At 60.0% G+C, this 22,014-nt stretch carries 20 protein-coding genes and 2 pseudogenes; 20 read left to right on the plus strand and 2 right to left on the minus strand.

All coding sequences use genetic code 11. The features are described from left to right. Positions 1-86: 86 nt before the first annotated feature. Together LU688_RS08290 and LU688_RS08295 are read right to left on the minus strand one after the other, a co-directional pair. Complete coding sequence (locus tag LU688_RS08290; RefSeq protein WP_143067532.1) at positions 87-581, minus strand: hypothetical protein; 495 nt, start codon at positions 579-581, stop codon at positions 87-89. Between the two features lie 57 nt (positions 582-638). Further along, on the minus strand, positions 639-1,733 hold the full coding sequence (locus tag LU688_RS08295) for a nucleotidyltransferase family protein (RefSeq protein WP_094010718.1): 1,095 nt from the start codon (positions 1,731-1,733) through the stop codon (positions 639-641). Positions 1,734-2,470: 737 nt separating this feature from the next. Between LU688_RS08295 and LU688_RS08300 the strand changes: the two genes are divergently transcribed. The 20 genes and pseudogenes from LU688_RS08300 (at position 2,471) to LU688_RS08390 (ending at position 22,005) form a co-directional block, all read left to right on the plus strand. Continuing rightward, on the plus strand, positions 2,471-3,451 hold the full coding sequence (locus LU688_RS08300; RefSeq protein ID WP_094010760.1) for an NAD-dependent 4,6-dehydratase LegB: 981 nt from the start codon (positions 2,471-2,473) through the stop codon (positions 3,449-3,451). An 8-nt stretch (positions 3,452-3,459) separates the two neighbouring features. Then, positions 3,460-4,620 carry a LegC family aminotransferase gene (locus LU688_RS08305; RefSeq protein ID WP_094010717.1) on the plus strand — a complete coding sequence of 387 codons (1,161 nt, stop codon included), beginning with the start codon at positions 3,460-3,462 and terminating at the stop codon, positions 4,618-4,620. Next, positions 4,617-5,771, plus strand: a complete 1,155-nt coding sequence (gene neuC, locus LU688_RS08310; protein ID WP_094010716.1) for a UDP-N-acetylglucosamine 2-epimerase — start codon at positions 4,617-4,619, stop codon at positions 5,769-5,771. Before LU688_RS08305 ends, neuC begins: the two co-directional genes overlap by 4 nt. A 3-nt stretch (positions 5,772-5,774) precedes the next feature. Beyond that, the gene (neuB, locus tag LU688_RS08315; protein WP_094010715.1) at positions 5,775-6,860 is read left to right on the plus strand and encodes an N-acetylneuraminate synthase; all 1,086 of its coding nucleotides are present in this window, start codon (positions 5,775-5,777) and stop codon (positions 6,858-6,860) included. Next, positions 6,857-7,534 carry an acetyltransferase gene (locus LU688_RS08320; protein WP_232888241.1) on the plus strand — a complete coding sequence of 226 codons (678 nt, stop codon included), beginning with the start codon at positions 6,857-6,859 and terminating at the stop codon, positions 7,532-7,534. Before neuB ends, LU688_RS08320 begins: the two co-directional genes overlap by 4 nt. A 14-nt stretch (positions 7,535-7,548) precedes the next feature. Continuing rightward, positions 7,549-8,604 carry a nucleotidyltransferase family protein gene (locus tag LU688_RS08325; RefSeq protein ID WP_094010713.1) on the plus strand — a complete coding sequence of 352 codons (1,056 nt, stop codon included), beginning with the start codon at positions 7,549-7,551 and terminating at the stop codon, positions 8,602-8,604. 26 nt (positions 8,605-8,630) lie between these two features. Further along, complete coding sequence (locus LU688_RS08330) at positions 8,631-9,944, plus strand: N-acetyl sugar amidotransferase (RefSeq protein ID WP_094010712.1); 1,314 nt, start codon at positions 8,631-8,633, stop codon at positions 9,942-9,944. Then, entirely contained in the window at positions 9,944-10,702 is a 759-nt protein-coding gene (gene hisF / locus LU688_RS08335; RefSeq protein ID WP_094010711.1) for an imidazole glycerol phosphate synthase subunit HisF, read from the plus strand. Before LU688_RS08330 ends, hisF begins: the two co-directional genes overlap by 1 nt. Beyond that, a complete protein-coding gene (hisH, locus tag LU688_RS08340; RefSeq protein ID WP_094010710.1) occupies positions 10,695-11,342 on the plus strand; it encodes an imidazole glycerol phosphate synthase subunit HisH in 648 nt (215 codons plus the stop codon). Before hisF ends, hisH begins: the two co-directional genes overlap by 8 nt. Beyond that, positions 11,342-12,055, plus strand: a complete 714-nt coding sequence (locus LU688_RS08345; protein ID WP_094010709.1) for an acylneuraminate cytidylyltransferase family protein — start codon at positions 11,342-11,344, stop codon at positions 12,053-12,055. The genes hisH and LU688_RS08345 overlap by 1 nt, the downstream gene beginning before the upstream one ends. Before the next feature lie 152 nt (positions 12,056-12,207). Next, positions 12,208-13,440 carry a lipopolysaccharide biosynthesis protein gene (locus LU688_RS08350; protein ID WP_094010708.1) on the plus strand — a complete coding sequence of 411 codons (1,233 nt, stop codon included), beginning with the start codon at positions 12,208-12,210 and terminating at the stop codon, positions 13,438-13,440. A gap of 82 nt (positions 13,441-13,522) precedes the next feature. Further along, entirely contained in the window at positions 13,523-14,950 is a 1,428-nt protein-coding gene (locus tag LU688_RS08355; RefSeq protein WP_094010707.1) for a hypothetical protein, read from the plus strand. Next, positions 14,947-15,150: pseudogene (locus LU688_RS27910) on the plus strand (acyltransferase); the annotation flags it as partial. The gene LU688_RS08355 and the pseudogene LU688_RS27910, both read left to right, overlap by 4 nt. Positions 15,151-15,234: 84 nt before the next feature. Beyond that, positions 15,235-15,399, plus strand: a pseudogene (locus tag LU688_RS27915) (DapH/DapD/GlmU-related protein); the annotation flags it as partial. Between the two features lie 52 nt (positions 15,400-15,451). Beyond that, positions 15,452-16,486 (plus strand): polysaccharide biosynthesis protein, encoded by a 1,035-nt coding sequence (locus LU688_RS08365; protein ID WP_094010705.1) that lies wholly within the window; start codon positions 15,452-15,454, stop codon positions 16,484-16,486. 4 nt (positions 16,487-16,490) lie between these two features. Beyond that, positions 16,491-17,609: a UDP-2-acetamido-2,6-beta-L-arabino-hexul-4-ose reductase gene (wbjC, locus tag LU688_RS08370; protein WP_094010704.1), complete on the plus strand. Its 1,119-nt coding sequence runs from the start codon at positions 16,491-16,493 to the stop codon at positions 17,607-17,609. Positions 17,610-17,628: 19 nt separating this feature from the next. After that, a complete protein-coding gene (gene wecB / locus LU688_RS08375) occupies positions 17,629-18,759 on the plus strand; it encodes a non-hydrolyzing UDP-N-acetylglucosamine 2-epimerase (RefSeq protein WP_160291227.1) in 1,131 nt (376 codons plus the stop codon). 8 nt (positions 18,760-18,767) lie between these two features. Further along, positions 18,768-20,021 (plus strand): glycosyltransferase family 4 protein, encoded by a 1,254-nt coding sequence (locus LU688_RS08380; RefSeq protein ID WP_160291226.1) that lies wholly within the window; start codon positions 18,768-18,770, stop codon positions 20,019-20,021. Further along, positions 20,018-20,983 carry a UDP-glucose 4-epimerase family protein gene (locus LU688_RS08385; protein ID WP_094010701.1) on the plus strand — a complete coding sequence of 322 codons (966 nt, stop codon included), beginning with the start codon at positions 20,018-20,020 and terminating at the stop codon, positions 20,981-20,983. The genes LU688_RS08380 and LU688_RS08385 overlap by 4 nt, the downstream gene beginning before the upstream one ends. Then, on the plus strand, positions 20,983-22,005 hold the full coding sequence (locus tag LU688_RS08390; RefSeq protein WP_094010700.1) for an MraY family glycosyltransferase: 1,023 nt from the start codon (positions 20,983-20,985) through the stop codon (positions 22,003-22,005). The genes LU688_RS08385 and LU688_RS08390 overlap by 1 nt, the downstream gene beginning before the upstream one ends. Positions 22,006-22,014 lie beyond the last annotated feature (9 nt).

Raw genomic sequence — 22,014 nt, forward strand, 5'->3', positions numbered from 1 at the left:
TTGCGGGTCGCCAACCCGATTGCGCCGGCGCTGAAGACATCGAGCGATGAGGTCAGCGCTGGCGTCCGGCTATCACGGGCGTGGCGTTACATGCGCTCGGCTTTGTCCTTGAATTCCCGGGTCTTGCTTGCGGCGTCTTGCACCGTCTTCGAATCAGGGGCTGCGCTGGCTGCAGCGGTAGCCAGTTGCGCATAAGCCGCCAGATTCACCTTGGCGGACTCGGGGGAGGCCTTGAAGTCAGCCAGTGCCTGTTCGGAAGCCCTGAGGGTCGCCTGGGCGACGGCCTCAGGATACTTGGCGGCAATCTGGGCGGCAGCTTCTGGCGACGACAGGGCCAGGCCGAGAGCTTCCTGGGACTTGACTTCAGCGGTGGTGTTCTGCGTGGCCGCAGGGCGGCCTATCGCGTTGTTCTGTGCTGGTGGTGCGGACTGGTCACAGCCGCTGAGCAGCGCGCAGGTGAGGGTGGAGACTGCAGCTATACGAAGAATGTTTACCATCGGATTGCTTCCTTCTATCTCGATTTGCTTGGTGTCAAAGTACTGTTGACCAACGAGGTTGAAGCGTTTCCAGCGAAAGTGCATGTGTGAGGCGTGCTGGCTTTGCCTCGCTCGGACCACGTGGTTGTCTGCAGAACTGCCTCAGATCGACTCCAGGGCGCCGGCGGGAGTGAAGTGCGGCTTGTTGAGATGCCCCTGGGAAGGCCACTCATGCTGTGCACGTTCGAACTCTTCCAGTCGTCCTATATCGAGCCAGTATTCACGCAGCGGGAACGCTGCGGTGGAATGCTCTTTCTCGATCAGGTGTTCGAAAAGGCTGGGCATGTCGTAATAGGTGTCGCTTGGAATCTGTTCCACCGCGCCTGGCGCGATGACGTAAATACCCGCGTTCACATAGAAACTGTGCACCGGCTTCTCATCCAGTGCGGCGATGCTCGAGCCGTTCATCTTCACCACGCCGTAGGGTACCTGGAAGTCATACTCACGAACGGTCATAGTTGCTTGCGCATCATGTTCGATGTGGTATTCGAGGAGCGAGTCGAATCGTGCGCGGGTCAGCAGGTCGCCGTTCATCACCAGCACTGGATCCACGGGCTTTTCCGGGAGCAGGGACAGGGCTCCGGCAGTGCCCAGGCGCTTGGTTTCGGCAAGATAACGAATTTGTACACCCCATTTGCTGCCATCGCCGAAATGATCGCGGACCATGTCGGCCAAATAATTGACCGAAATATAAAACCGTCTAAATCCTTGTTCTATGAAATTTTCAAGAATGCATTCGAGAATCGGTTTTCCGGCGATGGTCAACATCGGCTTCGGGCAGTTTTCCGTCAATGGTCGCAGGCGTTGACCCAGCCCTCCTGCCATGAGTACGACCCAGTTGGGGCGCTCGGTGATGCCGGCCAGGTCATTGAGAGTGGACATCCCCACCACGCGCTTTTCGTCATCCAGTAGCGGCAGATGGTTCAATGTCTTGCGTCGCATCAGGCCGAGTTGCTCGGCGCGTGAGGCGGAGACGTGTGCGGTGACAGGGGACTGGTTGACCACGTTGCGCACAGGCGTATCCAGATCGACATTCTGCAAGATGGCCCGACGCACATCACCATCGCTCAGGGTGCCGAGCAGCCGCCGCTCCTCATCGAGCACTAGCGCCATCTGCAACCCGCCCGCGTCGATCCGGCTAATTGCATCGCGAAGGGAATGGTTGGAGGCAACAATGGTATTGGTCCACTTTGTCATTAAGTGATTTCCTATCTGAGCGGAGCCTGGGCGTTATTCTGTCCGTTGCTGGGTAACGGCCGAAAAAAGTACTTGCCGGCGGGTGTCGGGTTGAAGCGCCTGAAAGCGGTCGGCGATTGTCCATCATTTTCTCGGGAGGATCTATACCCAAGGCGTCCGCCAGAGGTCCGGGGTCGGTCGTTTGCCGTGACTGATGATGACTAATTGCCATCTTGTCGATGTTGCGCTGATCGGGTGATCTTGATTGTCCTGCGTGTGCAATGTGTTTTGCGTCATCGTCCCTGCAGGGGTGAGCATTATCGTTTCTAGTCGAGAATTTCTGTAGGCTTTGTGCTTTAGGGGTGTAGGAAATATCCTTTGCCTTTGGTCGGAAAGGAATGCTGCATTGAATTGTCGGCTACCCGTGCGCTACCTACTTCGTGACAAGGTTGCCGATTATGGGGGCGAGGAAATGTGTAGTCTCATTCGCGCACGAGGCATGCTATGATCCGTCGGCGATTGCTGCCTGCCCATATGCCGGCGCTGTAGCAGGAGTGGATTCGGCGAAGGCCGACAACCATGGAGCACCGTACCGTCCGGAGACGAGGCGGCTAGCGGCTCGCTAGCGCCTTGCAGTCGCGATTCTGTGAGCTCGCCGAGTATTGTGGCAATGGTGGGGCATGGCATCGTGGCTTCCCAACGCAAAGGTCTGTGGCCCGTGTCTCGGGTCCCGTTGGCAACGAATTAAAGGGTTGAAGATGAATACGGTTTTGGTGACAGGAGCCGATGGCTTCATTGGTTCTCATCTGACGGAGTTGCTGGTACGTCAAGGTTATAAGGTCAAGGCGCTTTCCCAATATAACTCGTTCAACTATTGGGGTTGGCTGGAGGATGTGGACTGCCTCAGCGATATCGAGGTGCTTAACGGAGATGTGCGCGATCCGCATTACTGCAAGCACATTACCAAGGGCGTTGATACGGTCTTCCACCTTGCTGCGCTGATTGCCATTCCCTATTCCTACGTTGCTCCTGATAGCTATGTGGATACCAATGTAAAAGGTACCCTGAATATCTGTCAGGCAGCCTTGGATAATAACGTCCAGCGTGTCATTCATACTTCCACTAGCGAAGTCTATGGCACCGCGCAATATGTTCCGATCGACGAAAAGCACCCGTTGCAGCCTCAGTCTCCGTACAGCGCCTCGAAGATCGGTGCCGATGCGATGGCAATGAGCTTCTTCAATGCCTTCGACCTCCCGCTGACCACTGCCCGTCCGTTCAACACCTACGGGCCACGCCAGTCTGCGCGCGCGGTAATCCCGACCATTATCAGTCAGATCGCCTCCGGTCAGCGCCAGATCAAACTGGGCGATGTCTCGCCGACCCGTGACTTCAATTATGTGGCGGATACCTGTCGCGGCTTCCTCGAACTGGCAGGTTGCGACAAGGCGGTTGGCGAAGTGGTGAATATCGGTTCCAACTTCGAGATCTCGGTTGGCGACACCTTGAAGATGATCCGCGAACTCATGAACAGCGATGTCGAGTTCCTCTTCGATGAGCAGCGCGTGCGTCCGGAAAAATCCGAAGTATTCCGCCTGTGGTGCGACAACAGCAAGATTAACTCGCTGACCGGCTTCAAGCCGGAGTATTCCATTCGCGACGGTCTGCAAAAGACCATCGAATGGTTCACTCAGCCGCAAAACCTGGCCAAGTACAAAGCTGCTATCTACAACGTTTGAGGTCGCGAATGATCGACTCACTTGTAAAATTCATTCGCGCGCAATACCGCACGGACGAATTCATTCCTCTGCATGCGCCGCTGTTCACGGGCAATGAGCGTCAGTATGTGGTCGACACCATCGAGTCGACGTTCGTGTCCAGTGTCGGCGCCTTCGTCGATCGCTTTGAGCGTGACATGCAGGCCTATACCGGGTGTTCCCGTGCGGTCGCCACAGTGAACGGCACTGCGGCGCTGCACGTTGCGCTACTGCTGGCGGGTGTGAAGCCAGGCGAGTTGGTCGTGACTCAGTCGTTGACCTTCGTCGCCACCTGCAACGCCATCGCCTACTGTGGTGCCACACCGGCGTTCGTCGACGTTGATCGTGAGACCCTGGGCCTGTCCCCCCGTGCGCTCGATGCATGGCTGGAGCAGGTGGCGGAGCGCGGTGACGACGGTCTGTGCCGCCTGCGCGAGGACGGTCGCATCATCCGGGCTTGTCTGCCGATGCATACCTTTGGTCACCCGGTAGCGCTGGTTGACCTTGTTCGAGTGTGCGAGAGGTGGGGGCTGGTGCTGGTCGAGGATGCCGCGGAATCGCTGGGCAGCTACTACCGGGGTCAGCATACCGGCACCTTCGGCGAGCTGGGTACCTTGAGCTTCAACGGCAACAAGGTCATCACCACGGGCGGCGGCGGAATGATCCTCGCCCGCGACGAGACGATGGGGAGTCGGGCCAAGCACCTGACCACCACGGCCAAGCGTGCGCATCCTTATGAGTACGTGCATGACGAGGTTGGCTACAACTATCGCTTGCCCAACATCAATGCGGCCCTGGGGTGTGCCCAGCTCGAGCAGTTGGATGGTTTCCTCGCCGCCAAGCGGGTTCTGGCGGAGGCTTACCGTGCCGAGCTGGAGGGCAACGAGGCCGGTCTGCAGTTCGTCGTGGAGCCTGAGGGTTGCCGTTCCAACTACTGGCTGAATGCCGTGGTCTGCCAAGATCTCGCACAGCGTGATGCGCTGTTGAAGGGGACCAATGAGGCGGGTGTCATGACCCGGCCGATCTGGGCTCTGATGAATCGCCTGCCAGCCTATACCGGGTGCCCGCGAGGCGACCTGGCAAACGCCGAGTGGCTCGAGGCGCGTGTCGTCAATCTGCCCAGCAGCGTACCCGTCCAGGAGACGGCATGAAGCGTCGGGTCGCGATATTTACCGGTACTCGCGCCGAGTACGGATTGCTTTACTGGCTGATTCGGGAGATCCAGGCCAGCGATGATCTGGAGCTCCAGCTCATTGCGGGTTGCATGCATTTTTCTCCTGAGTTCGGTGAAACATGGCGACAGATCGAAGCCGATGGTATCTCTATCGATGCCAAGGTGGAGATGCTGTTATCCTCCAACACCGATGTAGGTACGGCGAAATCCATGGGGCTTGGCACCCTGGGTTTCGCCGATGCACTGGATCGCCTGCGCCCGGACCTGCTGGTGGTGCTGGGCGACCGCTTCGAAGCCTTGAGCATCGCACAGGTGGCGTTGGTCATGCGCATTCCCCTGGTTCACCTGCATGGCGGGGAGCTGAGCGAAGGTGCCTACGACGATGCCATCCGCCATGCGATCAGCAAGATGGCCTACCTGCACTTCGTGGCGGCCGAGCCGTATCGCCGACGGGTCATCCAGATGGGCGAGCACCCATCCCGCGTGTTCAACGTGGGGGCGGTCGGCCTCGATCATCTCAAGCGAACCGAGCGGATGAGCCTGGTAGAGTTGCAGCAAAGCCTTTCGTTCGATCTGTCCAGGCCCTTCTTCATGGTTACCTATCACCCGGTGACTCTGTTGGAGGAAGATCCCGAAGCGAGCTTCGAGGCCTTGCTGCAGGCGCTCGATGCGTTTCCCGAGCATGCCGTGGTCATCACCTACCCGAATGCCGACAACGGCGGTAGGGCGATTATCCCCCGGCTGGAGGCTTATGCCGCGGCGCACCCGCAGCGGGTGCTGGCCATTCCGTCGCTGGGCTTTCGACGCTACCTGAGCGTGGTGCCCCGGGCGGCAGCGGTGATCGGCAACTCCTCAAGTGGCATCATCGAGGTGCCTGCATTCGGTGTGCCGACAGTCAACATCGGTGCTCGCCAGGCGGGGCGGCTGAGTGCGGAGTCGGTGCTCGATTGCGAGCCGACCAGGCAGGGCATCACCCAGGCAATCGAGAAGGTCTTGAGTCCGGCGTTCGCCGACGTTTGTCGGGATGTCGTGAACCCCTACGGACAGGGCGATGCTGCTGCATCGATTGCTCGTGTCCTCGAGACCTGCGACCTGTCCGGGCACAAATCATTTTACGATCTGGACTGATACATGAATCGAGAACATCAGGATTCGGTTTTCATCATTGCGGAAGCGGGCGTCAACCATAACGGTGAGCGCGAGCTGGCCTTCGAGCTGGTAGACAAGGCCGCCCAGGCCGGCGCCGACGCCGTCAAGTTTCAGACTTTCGATGCGCGCAAGCTGGCTTCGGCGACAGCGCCGAAGGCGGGCTACCAGAAAAATACCACCGATGCGTCCGAGAGCCAGCTGGCGATGCTGCAGAAGCTCGAGCTTCCACGTGCCTGGCACAAGGACTTGCAGGACCACGCCAAGGCGCGCGGCATCCAGTTCATCAGCACCGCGTTCGATGTCGATAGCCTCGATTTCCTTTGCGACCTTGGCATGCCCTTTTTCAAGGTGCCGTCAGGTGAGTTGACCAATGGCCCGCTGCTCTGGCGTTTCGCCAGGACCGGCAAGCCACTGGTGCTGTCGACTGGCATGGCAACGCTCAGCGAAGTTGAGCAGGGCCTGGCGATCGTCGCGCATGCGCTCGCCGACGTGCAGGAGCCGGCCAGCATGGCCGAGGTCTGGCGTTGCTGGGGCGATGCTGCTGCAAGGGCGCGGTTGCAGGGGCATGTCACCCTGCTGCATTGCACCTCGCAATATCCGACGCCCATGGAGGAGGTCAACCTTCGGGCAATGGATACCCTGCGCAATGCCTTTGGTCTCGAGGTGGGTTATTCGGACCATACCGAAGGCCTGCTGATTCCGCTGGCAGCAGTGGCTCGCGGGGCCCGGGTCATCGAGAAGCACTTCACCCTGGACCGTAATATGCCGGGGCCGGACCACAAGGCTTCGCTGGAGCCGGACGAATTGCGCCAGATGGTCGAGCAGATCCGTGCCCTGCAACAGGCGCTCGGGCTGGCTGCCAAGGCGCCGCAGCTCAGTGAGTGGGATACCCGTACCGCGGCACGCCAGCAAGTCATCGTGCTGCGTGATGTCGCCGCTGGCGAACGCCTCGAAAGGCAGGACCTCGGGACCGCCCGGACCGGTCGTGGCCTGGCTGCGACAACGCTCTGGGAGCGGGTCGGCACCTGTGCGAACCGTGCCTATCAGGCAGGTGAAGTCCTGGAATGAGTGACCAGCCAATGACGTCAGTGAGCCAGCCGCTGCCTATTGTCCTCCTGGGCGCGGGCGGTCATGGCAAGGTGCTGCTGGCGCTACTTCGCTCGCTGGGTCTCGAGGTCCTCGGCGTGTCCGACCCGCAGTTGGCGGGCAAGGTCGCGGACTGGCAGGGCATCCCGGTATTGGGTGGAGACGAAGCGCTCGATCACCTGGATCCCGCGACGGTCGGTCTGGTCAATGGCGTGGGCCAGGTGGTAGGTTCGTCGCGTCGTGCCGATATCTTCCATGCGTTGAGGGCGCGAGGTTTTCGTTTTCCCGCGCTTGTCCATCCGTCTGCATGGGTGGCGCCCGACGTGAAACTGGATGAAGGTGTCCAGATAATGGCCGGTGCGGTTGTGCAGCCTGGTGTCGAGATTGGTGCCAATTCGGTGATCAACAGCCGAGCCAGTGTCGATCATGACTGCATTATCGGCATGTGTGTACATGTGGCTCCGGGGGCCGTGCTATGTGGGGGGGTCAACGTGGCTTCCGGCGCATTCGTCGGTGCCGGTGCAACGGTTGTGCAGGGCCTGATGCTTGGTGAAAAGGCGGTGGTCGGAGCGGGTGCGACCGTCGTCAGGGACTTGCCTGGCGGGCATCTGATCATCGGCTCGCCAGCACGAATTCAGCCATCCCGATTCCTTTGATGGACGAGCGAACTATGAAACCACTGGATCAGAAAGTTTGGCGCAAGGCACTGCTCCCGCTGGGTGCAACCCTCCAGCAAGTCATTGGAAACCTGGATGCACTGGGTTTGCAGATCGTCATGGTAGTTGGGCCGGATGGTTCGTTGCAGGGTAGTGTCACTGATGGCGACGTTCGTCGAGGCTTGTTGCGCGGGCTCGACATGAACAGTCCGGTGGAGCAGGTGATGTCCCTGAATCCGTTGGTCGTGCCACCGGAAATGTCCCGTGAGGTGGTGCTCCATTTGATGCGGGCCAACAAGATTCACCAGTTACCGGTCGTGGATACCGAGCGCAAGGTGATCGGCCTGCACCTATGGGACGAAATCCTGGCGCCCAGCGAACGCCCCAATGCCATGGTGGTCATGGCCGGGGGCCTGGGCAAGCGCTTGCGTCCCTACACCGAGGAGTGTCCCAAGCCGCTGTTGCCGGTAGGGGGCAAACCCATCCTGGAGTTGATCATCGAGCGGGCGAAGCTGGATGGCTTTTCCAAATTCATCTTGTCAATCCACTACCTCGGTCACATGATCGAAGAGTATTTCGGTGATGGCAGCAAGCTGGGCGTCAATATCACCTACCTGCGCGAGGACTCCCCGCTTGGCACCGCAGGTGCCATCAGCCTGATCGATCCTCGGCCGGATGTTCCCTTCGTCGTCACCAATGGCGATGTGCTCAGCGACATCCGATATGGCGAATTGCTTGATTTCCACTTGCGACATGAGGCCATGGCGACTATGGCTGTGCGCCTGTACGAGTGGCAGAATCCGTTTGGCGTCATTCGTACGGATGGCATCAATATCGTGGGCTTCGAAGAGAAGCCCGTTCACAAGACCCACGTAAACGCCGGCATCTATGTACTCGATCCTCGATCGCTGGATGTGTTCGAGGTGGGGGGGCAGTGCGACATGCCGACACTGTTCGAGCGTTTGCAACAAAGGGGTGAAAGCACAATCGCTTTTCCTATGCATGAGCCCTGGCTGGATGTCGGTCGCCCCGACGACCTGCACCTGGCCCGTAGTAAGTATCTTGTTTGACTTCGAACTCTGGATGGAGACTTGTTTTGAAAATTACCCCTAGCGCATCGGTAGATCTGTCGAGATTCGCCAAGCCCACAGAAGAACTGGAAGTCTTCTACGGCCTGCCACGTGACGTAAAATTCTGCGTCAAGTGCAACATGTCGAATCAGCAGCCCATGTCGAGCAACGAGTATGCGCATGGCAAGGATTCGAAGAAGACCACGATGAGCTTCGACGAGCATGGTGTTTGTCACGCATGTAATTTTAACGAACTCAAGCGCAACGAAGCCGAGATCGACTGGGACGAGCGGGAGCGCGAACTGGTCGAGCTGTGCAACCGTTATCGCAAGAACGATGGCACCTATGACTGCATCGTCGGTGGCAGTGGTGGCAAGGACAGCGCCATGCAGTCACACTTGCTCAAGTACAAGTACGGCATGAACCCGCTGACCGTAACCTGGTCGCCGCACCTGTATACCGACATCGGCTGGAAGAACTTCCAGAATTGGTTGCACGTCGGTGGTTTCGACAACTTCCTGTATACCCCGAACGGCAAGATCCACCGCCTGCTCACCCGCAACGCGACGATCAACCTGCTCCACCCATTCCAGCCGTTCATCCTTGGTCAGAAAACCTTCGTCGCGAAGATGGCCGCGCAATTCAACATCCCGCTGATCTTCTACGGGGAAATGCCGGGCGAGTATGGCGAGAAGATCTCCCACAAGACTTCCAGCTATGCATCTGCCAGTCAGGCTGCCGAGAGCGAAGGTTTCACCCTCGACTACCTGGGCGGTCGCGACGTTCGCGACGTGCTGCTGGGGGGCAAGGAAATCGGCGCTTACATGGATGAAGGCGTGCCGCTGGTCGACCTGGCTGGCTACCTTCCGATGCCGCCTGATGTTCTCGAGCGCAAGGGCATCGACTTCAAGTACCTCGGTTACTACAAGAAGTGGGTTCCGCAGGAGGCTTACTACTACGCGGTGGAAAACACCGGTTTCGAGGCCAACCCGGTACGTACCGAAGGTACCTATTCCAAATACAACAGCCTTGATGACAAGGTCGACGGGTTCTTCTACTTCACTCGCTGGATCAAGTTCGGCGTCGGCCGCACAATGATGGATTCGGCTCAGGAAATCCGTAACCACCATATCGACAAGGAAGAAGCCGTCGCGCTGATGCAGCGTTACGAGGGCGAGTATCCGTCGCGTTATGAGAAAGAGTTCCTGGACTACATCAGCATGACTCGCGAAGAGTTCCTGGAAACCTGCGACCGCTTCCGTTCGCCGCACCTGTGGCACGTCGTCGATGGTGAGTGGAAGCTGCGCTACACCCCTTGGAACCCACAGGGAACCCGTTGATGAGCAACGTTCGACTCATTGCCCGCCTGGATGTCAAGGGCAAAAACCTGATCAAGGGCATTCACCTGGAGGGCCTGCGTATCATCGGCTCTCCTGGCGAGCACGCCCAGCGTTACTACGAGCAGGGTATCGACGAGCTGATCTACATGGATTGTGTTGCGAGCCTGTATGGTCGCAACAGCCTGGGCGACTTAGTCGAGCAGACCGCCCGCAACGTCTTTGTGCCGATGACAGTCGGGGGTGGCGTGCGTTCCGTGGATGACGTGCGCGAACTGCTGCGCCGTGGCGCCGACAAGGTGGCGGTCAATACCGCTGCCGCGCGCCGTCCGGAACTGATCAGTGAAATCGCCAACGCCTTTGGCAGCCAGTGCATGGTTCTTTCCATCGAAGCCAAGCGCAAGCCTGGCGGATGGGAAGTCTTCACCGATAACGGCCGGGAGTTCACCGGGCGCGATGTGATCGAATGGGCTCAGGAAGCCGCTTCGTTGGGGGCTGGCGAGATTCTGCTGACCTCGGTCGACCAGGAAGGCACCCGCAAGGGCTATGACCTCGACCTGGTAAAGGCGGTGAGCGCGTCGGTCGGTATCCCGGTCATCGCTAGCGGTGGCATGGGCAGTTCCCAGCACGCGGTCGATGCGATTCACAGCGGCGCGGATGCCATCGCCATGGCTGACTTGCTGCACTACAAACGGTCTAGCATCGCGCAGGTGCGCGAGGACGTTTCGGCGGCGGGAATTCGGGTGCGAGTCTATGAGTGAAGTGGTAACGGTAGTTGATTACGGCAGGGGTAATCTGTTCAGCGTGCAGCGCGCGCTGGAGCACTGTGGCGCAGAAGTCAGGCTGGTCTCGGACCCTGAAGAACTGAGCGGCGTCGACAAGTTACTGCTTCCGGGCGTTGGTGCCTTCCGTGACGCCATGCAGGCGCTGGCCGCGCGGGGCATGGATTGTGCGATCAGGGACTACGCCGCCAGTGGCAAGCCGCTGTTCGGCATCTGTCTGGGCATGCAGTTGCTGCTTGACAGCAGCGACGAGTTTGGCCAAAGCAAGGGGCTTGGGTTGATTCCGGGGCGGGTGCAGGCCATTCCAAATCAGGATGGCACGGGTGCAAGCCTCAAGGTGCCGCACATCGGTTGGTCTGAACTGTGCCTTGGCGCCGAGCGCGAGTCGTGGGCCGGTAGCTTGCTCGAAGGCCTCGTGCCCGGACGCAGTGCCATGTACTTCGTGCACTCTTACATGGTGGTGCCGGACGCGGCCCAGCACCGTGTTGCCGATTGCCGCTACGGCGATATCGCCATTTCCGCCGTCATCCAGCGGGACAATATCTGGGGGGCGCAATTCCACCCAGAGAAAAGTGGCGAGGCCGGCCTGTCGATCCTGCGTAGGTTCGTTGCATTGTGATGAAGATTCTTGCTGTGGTTCCGGCCAGGGGGGGATCCAAGCGCCTGCCGGGCAAGAACATCAAGGTGCTGGGCGGCAGGCCGCTGATTGCCTGGACGATCGAGGAGGCGCGTGCCAGCGATGTCTTGCTGGATATCGTGGTCTCGACCGACGATGAGGCGATCGCCGAGGTCGCTCGCATCCATGGTGCCAGCGTTCCGGGCTTGCGCCCCGAGCAACTGGCCACCGACACGGCCAGCAGTGTGGACGTGGTATTGCATGCCTTGGACAGCTACGAGACGGTGCATGGTGAAGTGGATGGTGTGATGCTGTTACAGCCAACATCGCCGTTTCGCACACGACAGTCGATCCGCAAGGCGCTGGAACTGTTCCAGGCCCAGCCCTCGCGGCCGGTGGTCAGTGTATGCGCCGCCGCCGCCCATCCTGCATGGTGTTTCCGCCTGAGCGGCGACTCGCTGGAGCCGTTCCTAGGTTGGGATTTCCTCACTCGGCGTTCGCAGGATCTGCCGCCGGCCTACACGCTGGATGGTTCGATCTACCTGATCTCGCCGGCGCTACTGCGTGAGACCAGGCGTTTCGTGATGCCCGGAGTCGTGCCAATGGTGATCACGGATGCGTTCGAATCCCTGGATATCGATACGCCCGACGACTGGGACATGGCGCTCAATGCGCTGGAGCGGCGGTCCCTACCTGAAGGCGGTGAAATTGACTGAGTGATCTGATTTGCGATGACAGCAAGCCAGTGGGCTGCCTCTAGCGTTGTGAGAGGTGGCCGCTGGCATTTTTATGCGGAAAAAAGGCGCTCAGGAGTGACGGGGCATGCCTACATCCAGCAGTTGGGCGATATGCCAGGTGAGCACGATATATGAGTTTGAGAGGGGTAGGGGGCAAGGCGATCATCTATGCGGCGGCCAATGGCGTGGGCTCGGGAGCGCAGTTGCTTCTGGTGTTGTATTGCGCCTACATCCTCGCCGGTGAGTCACTTGGTGTTCTGACGCTCTTCATCGCGATGGTCGCCCTCGCCACTCAGGTGCTCGGGCTTGGGCTCACTGCATCTTTCCAGCGAGACTTCTTCACCGCACCGTCGCATTTGCGTCCCGTATTCCTGTCGACGATCGTCTGGGTGGTGGTGCTCGTCGGTTGTGCGCTGATTCTGTTGGCCGCCGGTGCGGGGCTGGCGCTTTACGCCTGGCTGGAGTCACCCGGGTTGCTGGTGGTTGCTTTGCTGGGGGCGCTCGGCCAGGCACTGCAGCAGTTTCTCCTGATCACCTGGCAGTCGGAGGATGCCGCGCTCGACTATGCCAGGTTCTTCCTAGTGTTCTGCGTGGCGCAACTAGGGGTACCGATCGGTCTGATCCATTGGGTTGACATGGGCTGGCAGAGCGCCGTGACCGGCCAGGCGCTGGTGTTCTGCGGCAGCGGCTTGCTGTCGTTGTTGATTCTGCGTCGCAAGGGGTACCTGACCTGCCGCATCGACAAGGATTATCTGCGTCGTTCGCTTGCCTACGGCTTGCCGTTGGTCCCGTACCAGTTGGCCGGCTGGGGCATGGCAATGCTGGATCGGTTCCTTATCACCGCGTTCAGTGGCGTTGCCGTCGCAGGCTACTACGCCCTGGCATTCCAGGTGGCCCAGGTGATCAACATTGCATCCAGTGGTTTCGTCCAGGCCTTCACGCCTTGGCTGTATGCCGCGCTGGGGCGTCAAGATGACCGGCTAAGGCCGCAGATCGGCCGGTTGGTGGCGCTCTACGCCATGGGATTGGCAGTGCTTTGCGGGGTGGGTTATTTGTCATTCAGGGTCTTTGCCGATATCATCGCCCGTCATTCATACCAGCAGGCCATCCTGTATGCGCCCTGGCTGTTCCTGGCCATGTTTTTCAATGGCATGTATCGCATCGTGAGTTGTTTCACGTTGTTCCATGGCAGCACCGGTCGACTGGCGCTGATTACGCTGGGAGTGGCGGTTACCAGCGTGCTCCTGAACGTCACGCTGCTTCCGGTCCATGGTGCGATCGCTTCGGCCTGGATCGTTTCCCTGTCCTTTGGCCTGTTGTTCGGATTGACGCTCCTGACCGAAATGGCAAGGACACGAGTCTGACAAGGGGCGCTTCCATTCATTCCCGGGATTGCCACCTGCCATGAGCCCGGGCAGCAGCGTAGGGCAGTCGAGAGGTAAAACCATGAGCATGGAGTACGTCCTCCTAAAGGACGGCCGGCGCTTTTCGCTTGATGAGCTGCGCTCACGTTATTCGCTGAGTATCTTCCAGGTCGAGCATTTCTACGCCGTTTGCGAATTCATGGCGGCGCGCGAAGCGCTGTCGCCGATCGAGCACAAGGCGCTGGTCAACCTTTACGCATTGAAGTCCTCGCGCGTCAGGAACCTCGCGGCGCTCGCGTACTTCCTGCAGACGGAAGCGGACACTTGCAAGCGTGTTGCCGTCCATGAGGATGGCATCGAAGTATTGCAGGCTTTCGTTCCCCAGCAGTCTCAAGAGCGTGTGTCCCAGGGGCCTTGGCGAGCGAGCTACATCACTCGTGCAACTGTGCTGTTCATCGTGTTCAAGGCTGTCCTGCACAGACTGTTCCGGCTCTTCGACAGGGCTTCCGGCGTCTCGGCGTCGATGGTTCGCGGCTGGGTCGACGTTACCGCGTCGATGTACGGGCAGGAGATGACCGACTCCCGGGTGCGACTCTACCCGTTCCCTTATGGCGTCCTGCGTCAGTGGCGTTTCTTGCGCGACTGTCGGCGACGGGGGCTGGATGTAACCTTGTCCGGGTTGCCCTATGGCGCGCCGAAGGTGCTGCGCATGCTGCTTTCGCGGCAGCCCTCGGCGCGCCTGGTGGTCGCCGCCGAGGTTCAAGCCTACCAGCGATATGCCAACGAGTTGCTGGCCCAGGGCGTCGAACGGGTATATACCAGCGACGAGTTCGAGATCGCCGCTGTGGCGCTGTACGAGACACTGCTCGCCCAAGGCGTGAGCGTGGTCAATACTGCCCATGGCGTCGGGTTGTATGCTCCTTATGTTGCCTACAGCGAGTTTCGCGGTGTGAACTTTGCCCAGGCGGACTTCTATCGCCTGCGCTACCCCTCGCTGCATCCTCAGGTCCGTGCGGGCAAGAACACACGGCTGGGCCTGGGAACTGTTGATGAAGTGCGTGAGCTTCCCCCCTCCATCGTCCTGATCGACCAGAACTTCGCCGATTTTCATTGCCTGGCCGAAGCGCAGGCGCTGAACAGCATCCGCGAAAGCCTGGAACGACTGAGCGTGGATTGTGCGGTGCCGTTGTTCGTCAAGGTGCACCCCAACAGCAAGGACGAGCAGGTCGAGCGTCCGGGGCGGGCGACACTGGCCAGGACCTGGGAGATGCTCGCGGGATATCGGCCGATTTTCGTCACGGTCAATTCGACGGCCTGGTATGACGTCCAGGGCTACGGCCCGGTACTGGTCTGCGATGAGCGGTCTTTCTTCCCGGAAATCTACTTTGGTAGTGATCTGGAGCGTTTCAGGCTCGAAGACCTCGAATCCCGAGTCCAGCCCTTGTTCGACCCTGCCAGGTGGTATGACGCCGCCAAATGCCATGAGCGAAGAGGGGTGTCGCAGTCATGAGACGACTTCTGGTGCGCCTGCTGACCTGCTTCCAGTTAGCGCTGTTTTATCGATTCAGACGTGTGGGCAAGCATGTACGCCTGGGGCGGGGACTTTTTGTCCTCCCTCGGCGGGTGAGTATTGGCGACTGGTGTTATATCGGCGCCCGCAGTTATCTCGATGGCGATATCGTGATCGGCAGTTTCACCATGCTGGCCAATAATGTCGCCATCGTCGGTGGCGACCACGCCTACGCCACCCCCGGCGTGACAATGCGTGATGGCGGTCGCGAAGCCTGGAAGCAAACGGTGATCGGGCGCGACGTGTGGATCGGGCATGGGGCGATCATTCTCAATGGTGTGACGATCGGCGATGGCGCGATCGTTGCGGCCGGATCGGTGGTCACTCGTGATGTAGAAAATTTTTCCGTTGTTGCTGGCAACCCTGCTCGGCACATAAAATGGCGTTTTGACCAAGCTGGGCAAACCCTGCATTCAGCGATGTTGGTGAGGAAGACTCAAGGTGTTTAAGTCGAAGAAACTTCTGATTACGGGAGGAACCGGCTCGTTTGGCAATGCCGTTCTCAAGCGTTTCTTGCATACCGATATTGCGGAAATCCGTATTTTCAGCCGTGATGAAAAAAAACAGGATGATTTGCGCAAGCGTTATTCCAGCAGCAAGTTAAAGTTTTATATCGGTGATGTTCGCGACTACCAGAGTGTTCTTGGCGCGACCCGTGGAGTTGACTACATCTTTCACGCGGCGGCGTTGAAACAGGTCCCCTCCTGCGAGTTCCATCCCATGGAGGCGGTCAAGACCAACATCATCGGTACCGAGAACGTGCTCGAGGCCGCGATCCAGAACGGTGTTCGTCGCGTGGTCTGCCTGAGTACCGACAAGGCGGTCTATCCGATCAATGCCATGGGTATCTCCAAGGCCATGATGGAAAAGGTCATGGTTGCCAAGTCCCGTGGCCTCGAAGAAGCGGGCACGGTCATTTGCGGAACCCGCTATGGCAACGTCATGGCGTCCCGTGGCTCGGTCATCCCATTGTTCGTCGAACAACTTCGCCAGGGCCTGCCGCTTTCCATTACCGATCCGGGCATGACCCGTTTCATGATGACCTTGTCCGACGCCGTCGACCTGGTGCTCTATGCGTTCGAGCACGGCAGCAATGGCGACCTGTTCGTGCAGAAGGCGCCTGCGGCGACGGTCCATACCCTGGCCAAGGCCCTGACCGGACTACTCGGCAAACCCGACCACCCGATCAATGTCATCGGTACCCGCCACGGCGAGAAGCTGTTCGAGGCATTGCTCAGTCGCGAGGAGATGGCGTGTGCCGAGGACCGTGGCGGTTATTACCGTATTCCTCCGGACCTGCGCGACCTGAACTACAGCAAGTTCGTCGAACATGGCGAGGAGCGTATCAGCCAGGCGGAAGATTACAACTCACACAATACCCAGCGCCTCGACGTCGCCGGCATGGAGGCGCTGTTGATGAAACTGGAGTTCATTCGTGCGATCCAGCGTGGTGAACACGCTTCGCCCGAGGAGTGATCGCTTGAACGTGTTGATCACCGGCGGCAATGGGTTCATCGGCCGCAACCTACAAAGCCACCTGCACGCACGCAACGACGTCCATATGATCTGTCACGACCGGTGCGTGCCGCAGGCGTTGTTGGCCCAGGTTGCAGCGGCTGACTTCATTTTCCATCTGGCCGGCGTCAACCGGCCGGACGACACCGCCGAGTTCGCCACGGGCAATGCCGACTTCACCTCGCGACTGTGTGACGCGATCCTGGCCTCGGGCAGGCGTATTCCGGTTGTCTACAGCTCGTCGATCCAGGCGCTTGCCGACAATCCCTATGGCCGCAGCAAGCGTTCGGCCGAGCAGGCCCTCGCCGACCTGGCAGCCCGTCAGGGCGGGGCAGTACATGTATTCCGTCTGCCCAACGTCTTCGGCAAGTGGGCGCGCCCGAACTACAACTCGATGGTCGCCACTTTTTGCCACAACATTGCCAATGGCCTGCCCATTCAGATCCATGATGTGAACGCCGTGGTGAACCTGGTCTACATCGACGATGTGGTCAGGCACTTCATCGGCCTGATGGATGGCGTGTTGCCTGACGACCTGGCAGATGAGGTCAAGCCTGTGTACTCCACCACCGTAGGTCAGGTGGCGGAACTGCTGGAGGCCTTCCGCGACAGCCGCTCGACCCTGACCACGGAGGCGGTGGGCACGGGCCTGGCGCGCGCGCTTCACTCCACTTATCTCAGCTACTTGCCCGCGCAAGCCTTCAGCTACGAGCTGCCAGGTTATTCCGACCCGCGTGGAACCTTCGTGGAGATGCTCAAAACCCGGGACTCAGGCCAGTTCGCCTATTTCACCGCGAAGCCCGGGGTCACCCGGGGCGGGCACTACCATCACACCAAGACCGAAAAGTTCCTGGTGATCCGCGGCAGCGCCCGCTTCGGCTTCCGCCACATACAGAGTGGCGAAACCTATGAATTACATACCGATGGGGAAAAGCCCGTGATCGTCGAGACGGTTCCCGGCTGGACCCATGATGTGACCAACATCGGTGACGACGAATTGATCGTGATGCTGTGGGCCAACGAAGTGTTCGACCGCCAGAATCCCGATACCTACGCCATGCCCGTACGCTCCTCCGGCGAATGAGAGGGGCTAAGAGATAGTCATGAAAAAGTTGAAAGTGGTTACGGTCGTCGGCACTCGCCCGGAGATCATCCGCCTGTCGCGCGTCATCCACGCCCTGGACCGTCACTGCGACCATGTCCTGGTGCATACTGGGCAGAACTACGATTACGAGCTGAATGAAATCTTCTTTCAGGACCTGGGCATCCGCAAGCCGGACCACTTCCTGAATGCAGCCGGCAACAATGGCGTCGAAACCATCGGCAACGTGATCATCGCCGTGGACAAGGTCCTCGAGGTCGTGCGTCCGGAAGCCTTGCTGATCCTCGGTGACACCAACAGTTGCATGGCCGTCATCCCGGCCAAGCGCCGCAAGATCCCGAGTTTCCACATGGAGGCGGGGAATCGTTGCTTCGACATGCGTGTTCCCGAGGAAATCAACCGGCGCATTGTCGACCACACCGCAGACATCAACCTCACTTACAGCGCCATCGCCAGGGATTACCTGCTGGCCGAGGGGCTGCCTGCGGACCGTATAATCAAGACCGGCAGTCCGATGTTCGAGGTGCTCGGGCACTATCGCGAAGGCATCGCCGCCTCGGACGTTCTCGAGCGCCTGGGCTTGAGCGCTGGCGGTTTCATGGTGGTCAGCGTCCATCGCGAAGAGAACATCGACTCCGAGCAGAACTTCCTCAAGCTGGTCGCCATGCTCAATGGCGTCGCCGAGCGCTATGCCATGCCGATCGTGGTGTCCACTCACCCGCGCACACAGAAACGCATCGATGCCCTGGCGGTCGAGTTCCATCCCAATGTGAGGCTGCTCAAGCCGCTGGGCTTCAAGGACTACAACAAGCTGCAACTCGAGGCTTACGCGGTTTTGTCCGACAGTGGCACCATCAGCGAGGAAGCCTCCATCCTGAACTTCCCCGCACTGAACCTTCGCGAGGCGCACGAGCGTCCGGAGGGCATGGAGGAAGCGGTGGTCATGATGGTGGGCGTCGAGCTGGAGCGGGTGCTCCAGGGGCTGGAGATCCTAGCTGGCCAGGCCCGCGGCGAGCAACGTGACCTACGTCTGGTCGCGGATTACAGCATGCCGAATGTTTCCGAAAAAGTAGTCCGGATCCTACATAGCTATACCGACTATGTGAACCGGGTCGTATGGAAGCGGTATTGAGTCGCGCCATGGATGACAACAAGTTGCGTATTCTGGTGGTAACCCAGTACTTCTGGCCCGAAAACATGCGGATCAATGATCTGGTCAGCGATTTTTCCGCGAAGGGGCACGACGTCACCGTTCTCACCGGCCTGCCGAACTACCCGGAAGGTAAGGTCTTCGGAGCTTACGCCCGGGAGCCAGAAAAATTCCGGCGCTATGCCGGCGCGAAAATCATTCGCGTGCCAATGATTTCCCGTGGCAAGCGGGGTTTCCGCCTATTCCTGAATTACCTGTCGTTCTTTACCAGCGCCTCCGTCATCGGTTCCTGGAAGGTGCGCGGGCGTGAGTTCGATGCGATCTTCGTCTTCGCGGTTTCCCCGATCATGGCCGCGATACCGGCCATCGTCATCGGCCGCTTGAAGAAGACGCCGGTGTTCATCTGGATCCTGGACCTGTGGCCGGAAACCCTGCGTGCCGTGAATGTGGTGCGCAACCCGAAGGTGCTGGGTGTCGTGGGCAAGTTGGTGTCCTGGATCTACAACCGAGCCGACTACCTGCTGCTGCAGTCCCACGGCTTTTTCGAAAGTGTCAGGGAGAATTGCACCCGCAGCATCGCCAGCGAGCGCCTGGTGTATTTCCCCAGTTGGGCGGAAGACGAGTTTTCCAACGCGCTGCCTGACACCAAGGCACTGATCGACAGCGATCCTTCCACCTTCACCGTGGTGTTCGCCGGCAATCTGGGCGAAGCGCAAGATTTTCCGGCGATCCTCGATGCCGTGGAGATGCTCCGTGGACAGGTTTCCGTGCGCTGGGTGATCGTGGGTGACGGTAGGGTCAGTGGCTGGCTCGCCGAACAGGTGAAACTGCGTTCGTTGAATAACGTCCATCTGCTTGGCCGTCACCCGCTGGAAGCCATGCCCGGGCTGTTCGCGTGTGCTGATGCACTACTGGTTTCGCTGAAGACTAACAGCGTTTTCGAAAAGACCATTCCAGGCAAGGTCCAGGCCTATCTCGCATCCGGGCGACCGGTGCTGGCAATGATCAATGGCGAAGCGGCTCGAGTGATCAACGAGTCCGGCGCGGGCCTGGCCTGTGCGTCCGGCGACTGGCGGGGACTGGCCGAGATCACCCGGACCCTGGCGCAAAGCTCGACTGAGCAACGGCAAGCGATGGGCATGGCAGGTAAGGACTACTACCAGGCCAATTACTCCAAGCCGGCGCTGCTTTCCCGTCTGGAGGAGTTGTTCCGGGTTGCCACGCTGCGCAGGCGCACGCAATGACGGCCGGAACGGTTTTTTTGACCGGAGCCAGCGGCTTCGTCGGCCAGGCATTGCTGCGCCGCCTGCTTGATGATGGCGTTGCGGTGACGGCTGCCGTGCGCGACGGGGGCACCGTAACGGACCCGCGGGCTGACCGCTTCGTCTTCGCCAGCCTGACGGACGACAGTGACTGGCAGGCCGGGCTCGCCGGGCGTGAGGTGCTTATACATGCCGCGGCCCGGGTGCACGTGATGAATGATCGCGAGGCGGATCCGCTGGCCGCGTTCCGCCGTGTCAACGTCGACGGCACGCTGGCGCTGGCGCATGCAGCCGTCGCGGCGGGGGTCAAGCGCTTCATTTTCATCAGTTCGATCAAGGTCAATGGCGAAAGTACCAGCAACCGCGGGCCCTATTGTGCGGATGATGTGCCGGCCCCCCGGGATCCCTATGGCATCTCCAAGCTGGAGGCAGAGCAGGCCCTGCTTGCATTGGGGCGCGAGAGTGGTCTAGAGATCGTGATCATCCGGCCGGTGCTGGTCTATGGCCCGGGGGTCAAGGCCAACTTCCGTGCCATGATGCGCTGGGTGAATAGAGGGCTGCCCCTGCCCCTGGGCCTGATCGACAACCGTCGCAGTCTGGTGGCGCTGGACAACTTGGTCGATCTCATCGCCACCTGCCGGTTGCACCCTGCTGCTGCTGGCGAGGTATTCCTGGTGAGCGATGGAGAGGATCTTTCCACTTCTGCGCTGTTGCGGCGCATGGCTGCTGCCTTGGGCAAGCCCTCGCGGTTATTGCCGGTCCCCGTCGCGTGCCTGCGCCTGGGTGCTTCACTGCTGGGTAAGCGCGGCGTGGCCGAGCGCCTGTGTGGTTCGTTGCAGGTCGATATCGACAAGACCCTCGATCTGCTCGACTGGACGCCCCCTCTTGCGGTCGATGAGGCATTAAAGGTCACCGCGCGACAGCTTCAGGATGGTTCTCGTTGATGAGCGTTTTCTGGTTTGGTCCTATTGTATTGATTCTCTCCTTTGGCATGACCGGCGTATTGCGTCGCTATGCCCTGGAAAAGAGCATCATGGATATTCCCAATGCGCGAAGTTCGCATTCGGTCCCCACGCCTAGAGGCGGTGGCGTAGCCATCGTGCTGGCCTTCCTGGTGTCCTTGCTCTCGCTGGCGATCGCTGGTTTCGCCGATACCGCGACCCTGCTTGCCTGTGCGGGGGCAGGCGGGCTGATCGCCATCGTCGGCTTCATGGACGATCATGGGCACATCGCTGCCCGCTGGCGCCTGCTGTCCCATTTTGCCGCCGCCGCATGGTCCCTGATCTGCCTGGGGGGCATGGCACCGCTGCAGTTCTGGGGCATGCAGGTCGATCTTGGCTGGTTGGGAGCGCTACTGGCCGCAGTCTATCTGGTATGGCTTCTCAATCTGTACAACTTCATGGATGGCATCGACGGCATCGCCAGCGTCGAGGCGATCACGGCCTGCCTTGGTGCCAGCCTGCTATATGCGGTGGCGGGCCACGCCGGGCTGATGGTGCTGCCGTTGATGCTGGCTGCAGCCACCGCCGGGTTCCTTGTGTGGAATTTCCCGCCGGCACGGATCTTCATGGGAGATGCCGGGAGTGGCTTCCTTGGCATCATCCTCGGTATCTTCTCGATCCAGGCGGCCTGGGCGTCGCCCGTACTGTTCTGGGGCTGGCTGATCCTGCTGGGGACATTCATCGTCGACGCCACCTTCACTCTCCTGCGTCGGCTGGCGCGGGGGGACAAGGTCTACGAGGCTCATCGCAGTCATGCCTATCAGTTCGCTTCGCGACGGAATGGCCGGCATCTGCCCGTGACCCTGGCGGTGGCGGCGTTGAACGTGTTCTGGCTGCTGCCCGTGGCCTTGAGCGTGGTGGCCGGGCTCGTGGATGGCGTTGTCGGCTTGTTGATAGGGTATGCGCCCCTGCTGGTGCTGGCGGTGCGTTACCGCGCAGGAGCCTTGGAGCGCAACGGAGCATAGCCGGTGATC

Origin of the sequence: Pseudomonas soli (assembly GCF_021283165.2) — a bacterium.
GTDB classification, from domain to species: domain Bacteria; phylum Pseudomonadota; class Gammaproteobacteria; order Pseudomonadales; family Pseudomonadaceae; genus Aquipseudomonas; species Aquipseudomonas soli.

Bases quoted from the DNA above. Each gene is read 5' to 3' on its own strand.
- LU688_RS08290 (WP_143067532.1), bottom strand. From the start codon at position 581: ATGCACTTTCGCTGGAAACGCTTCAACCTCGTTGGTCAACAGTACTTT.
- LU688_RS08295 (WP_094010718.1), bottom strand. From the start codon at position 1,733: ATGACAAAGTGGACCAATACCATTGTTGCCTCCAACCATTCCCTTCGC.
- LU688_RS08300 (WP_094010760.1), top strand. From the start codon at position 2,471: ATGAATACGGTTTTGGTGACAGGAGCCGATGGCTTCATTGGTTCTCAT.
- LU688_RS08305 (WP_094010717.1), top strand. From the start codon at position 3,460: ATGATCGACTCACTTGTAAAATTCATTCGCGCGCAATACCGCACGGAC.
- neuC (WP_094010716.1), top strand. From the start codon at position 4,617: ATGAAGCGTCGGGTCGCGATATTTACCGGTACTCGCGCCGAGTACGGA.
- neuB (WP_094010715.1), top strand. From the start codon at position 5,775: ATGAATCGAGAACATCAGGATTCGGTTTTCATCATTGCGGAAGCGGGC.
- LU688_RS08320 (WP_232888241.1), top strand. From the start codon at position 6,857: ATGAGTGACCAGCCAATGACGTCAGTGAGCCAGCCGCTGCCTATTGTC.
- LU688_RS08325 (WP_094010713.1), top strand. From the start codon at position 7,549: ATGAAACCACTGGATCAGAAAGTTTGGCGCAAGGCACTGCTCCCGCTG.
- hisF (WP_094010711.1), top strand. From the start codon at position 9,944: ATGAGCAACGTTCGACTCATTGCCCGCCTGGATGTCAAGGGCAAAAAC.
- hisH (WP_094010710.1), top strand. From the start codon at position 10,695: ATGAGTGAAGTGGTAACGGTAGTTGATTACGGCAGGGGTAATCTGTTC.
- LU688_RS08345 (WP_094010709.1), top strand. From the start codon at position 11,342: ATGAAGATTCTTGCTGTGGTTCCGGCCAGGGGGGGATCCAAGCGCCTG.
- LU688_RS08350 (WP_094010708.1), top strand. From the start codon at position 12,208: ATGAGTTTGAGAGGGGTAGGGGGCAAGGCGATCATCTATGCGGCGGCC.
- LU688_RS08355 (WP_094010707.1), top strand. From the start codon at position 13,523: ATGAGCATGGAGTACGTCCTCCTAAAGGACGGCCGGCGCTTTTCGCTT.
- wecB (WP_160291227.1), top strand. From the start codon at position 17,629: ATGAAAAAGTTGAAAGTGGTTACGGTCGTCGGCACTCGCCCGGAGATC.
- LU688_RS08380 (WP_160291226.1), top strand. From the start codon at position 18,768: ATGGATGACAACAAGTTGCGTATTCTGGTGGTAACCCAGTACTTCTGG.
- LU688_RS08385 (WP_094010701.1), top strand. From the start codon at position 20,018: ATGACGGCCGGAACGGTTTTTTTGACCGGAGCCAGCGGCTTCGTCGGC.
- LU688_RS08390 (WP_094010700.1), top strand. From the start codon at position 20,983: ATGAGCGTTTTCTGGTTTGGTCCTATTGTATTGATTCTCTCCTTTGGC.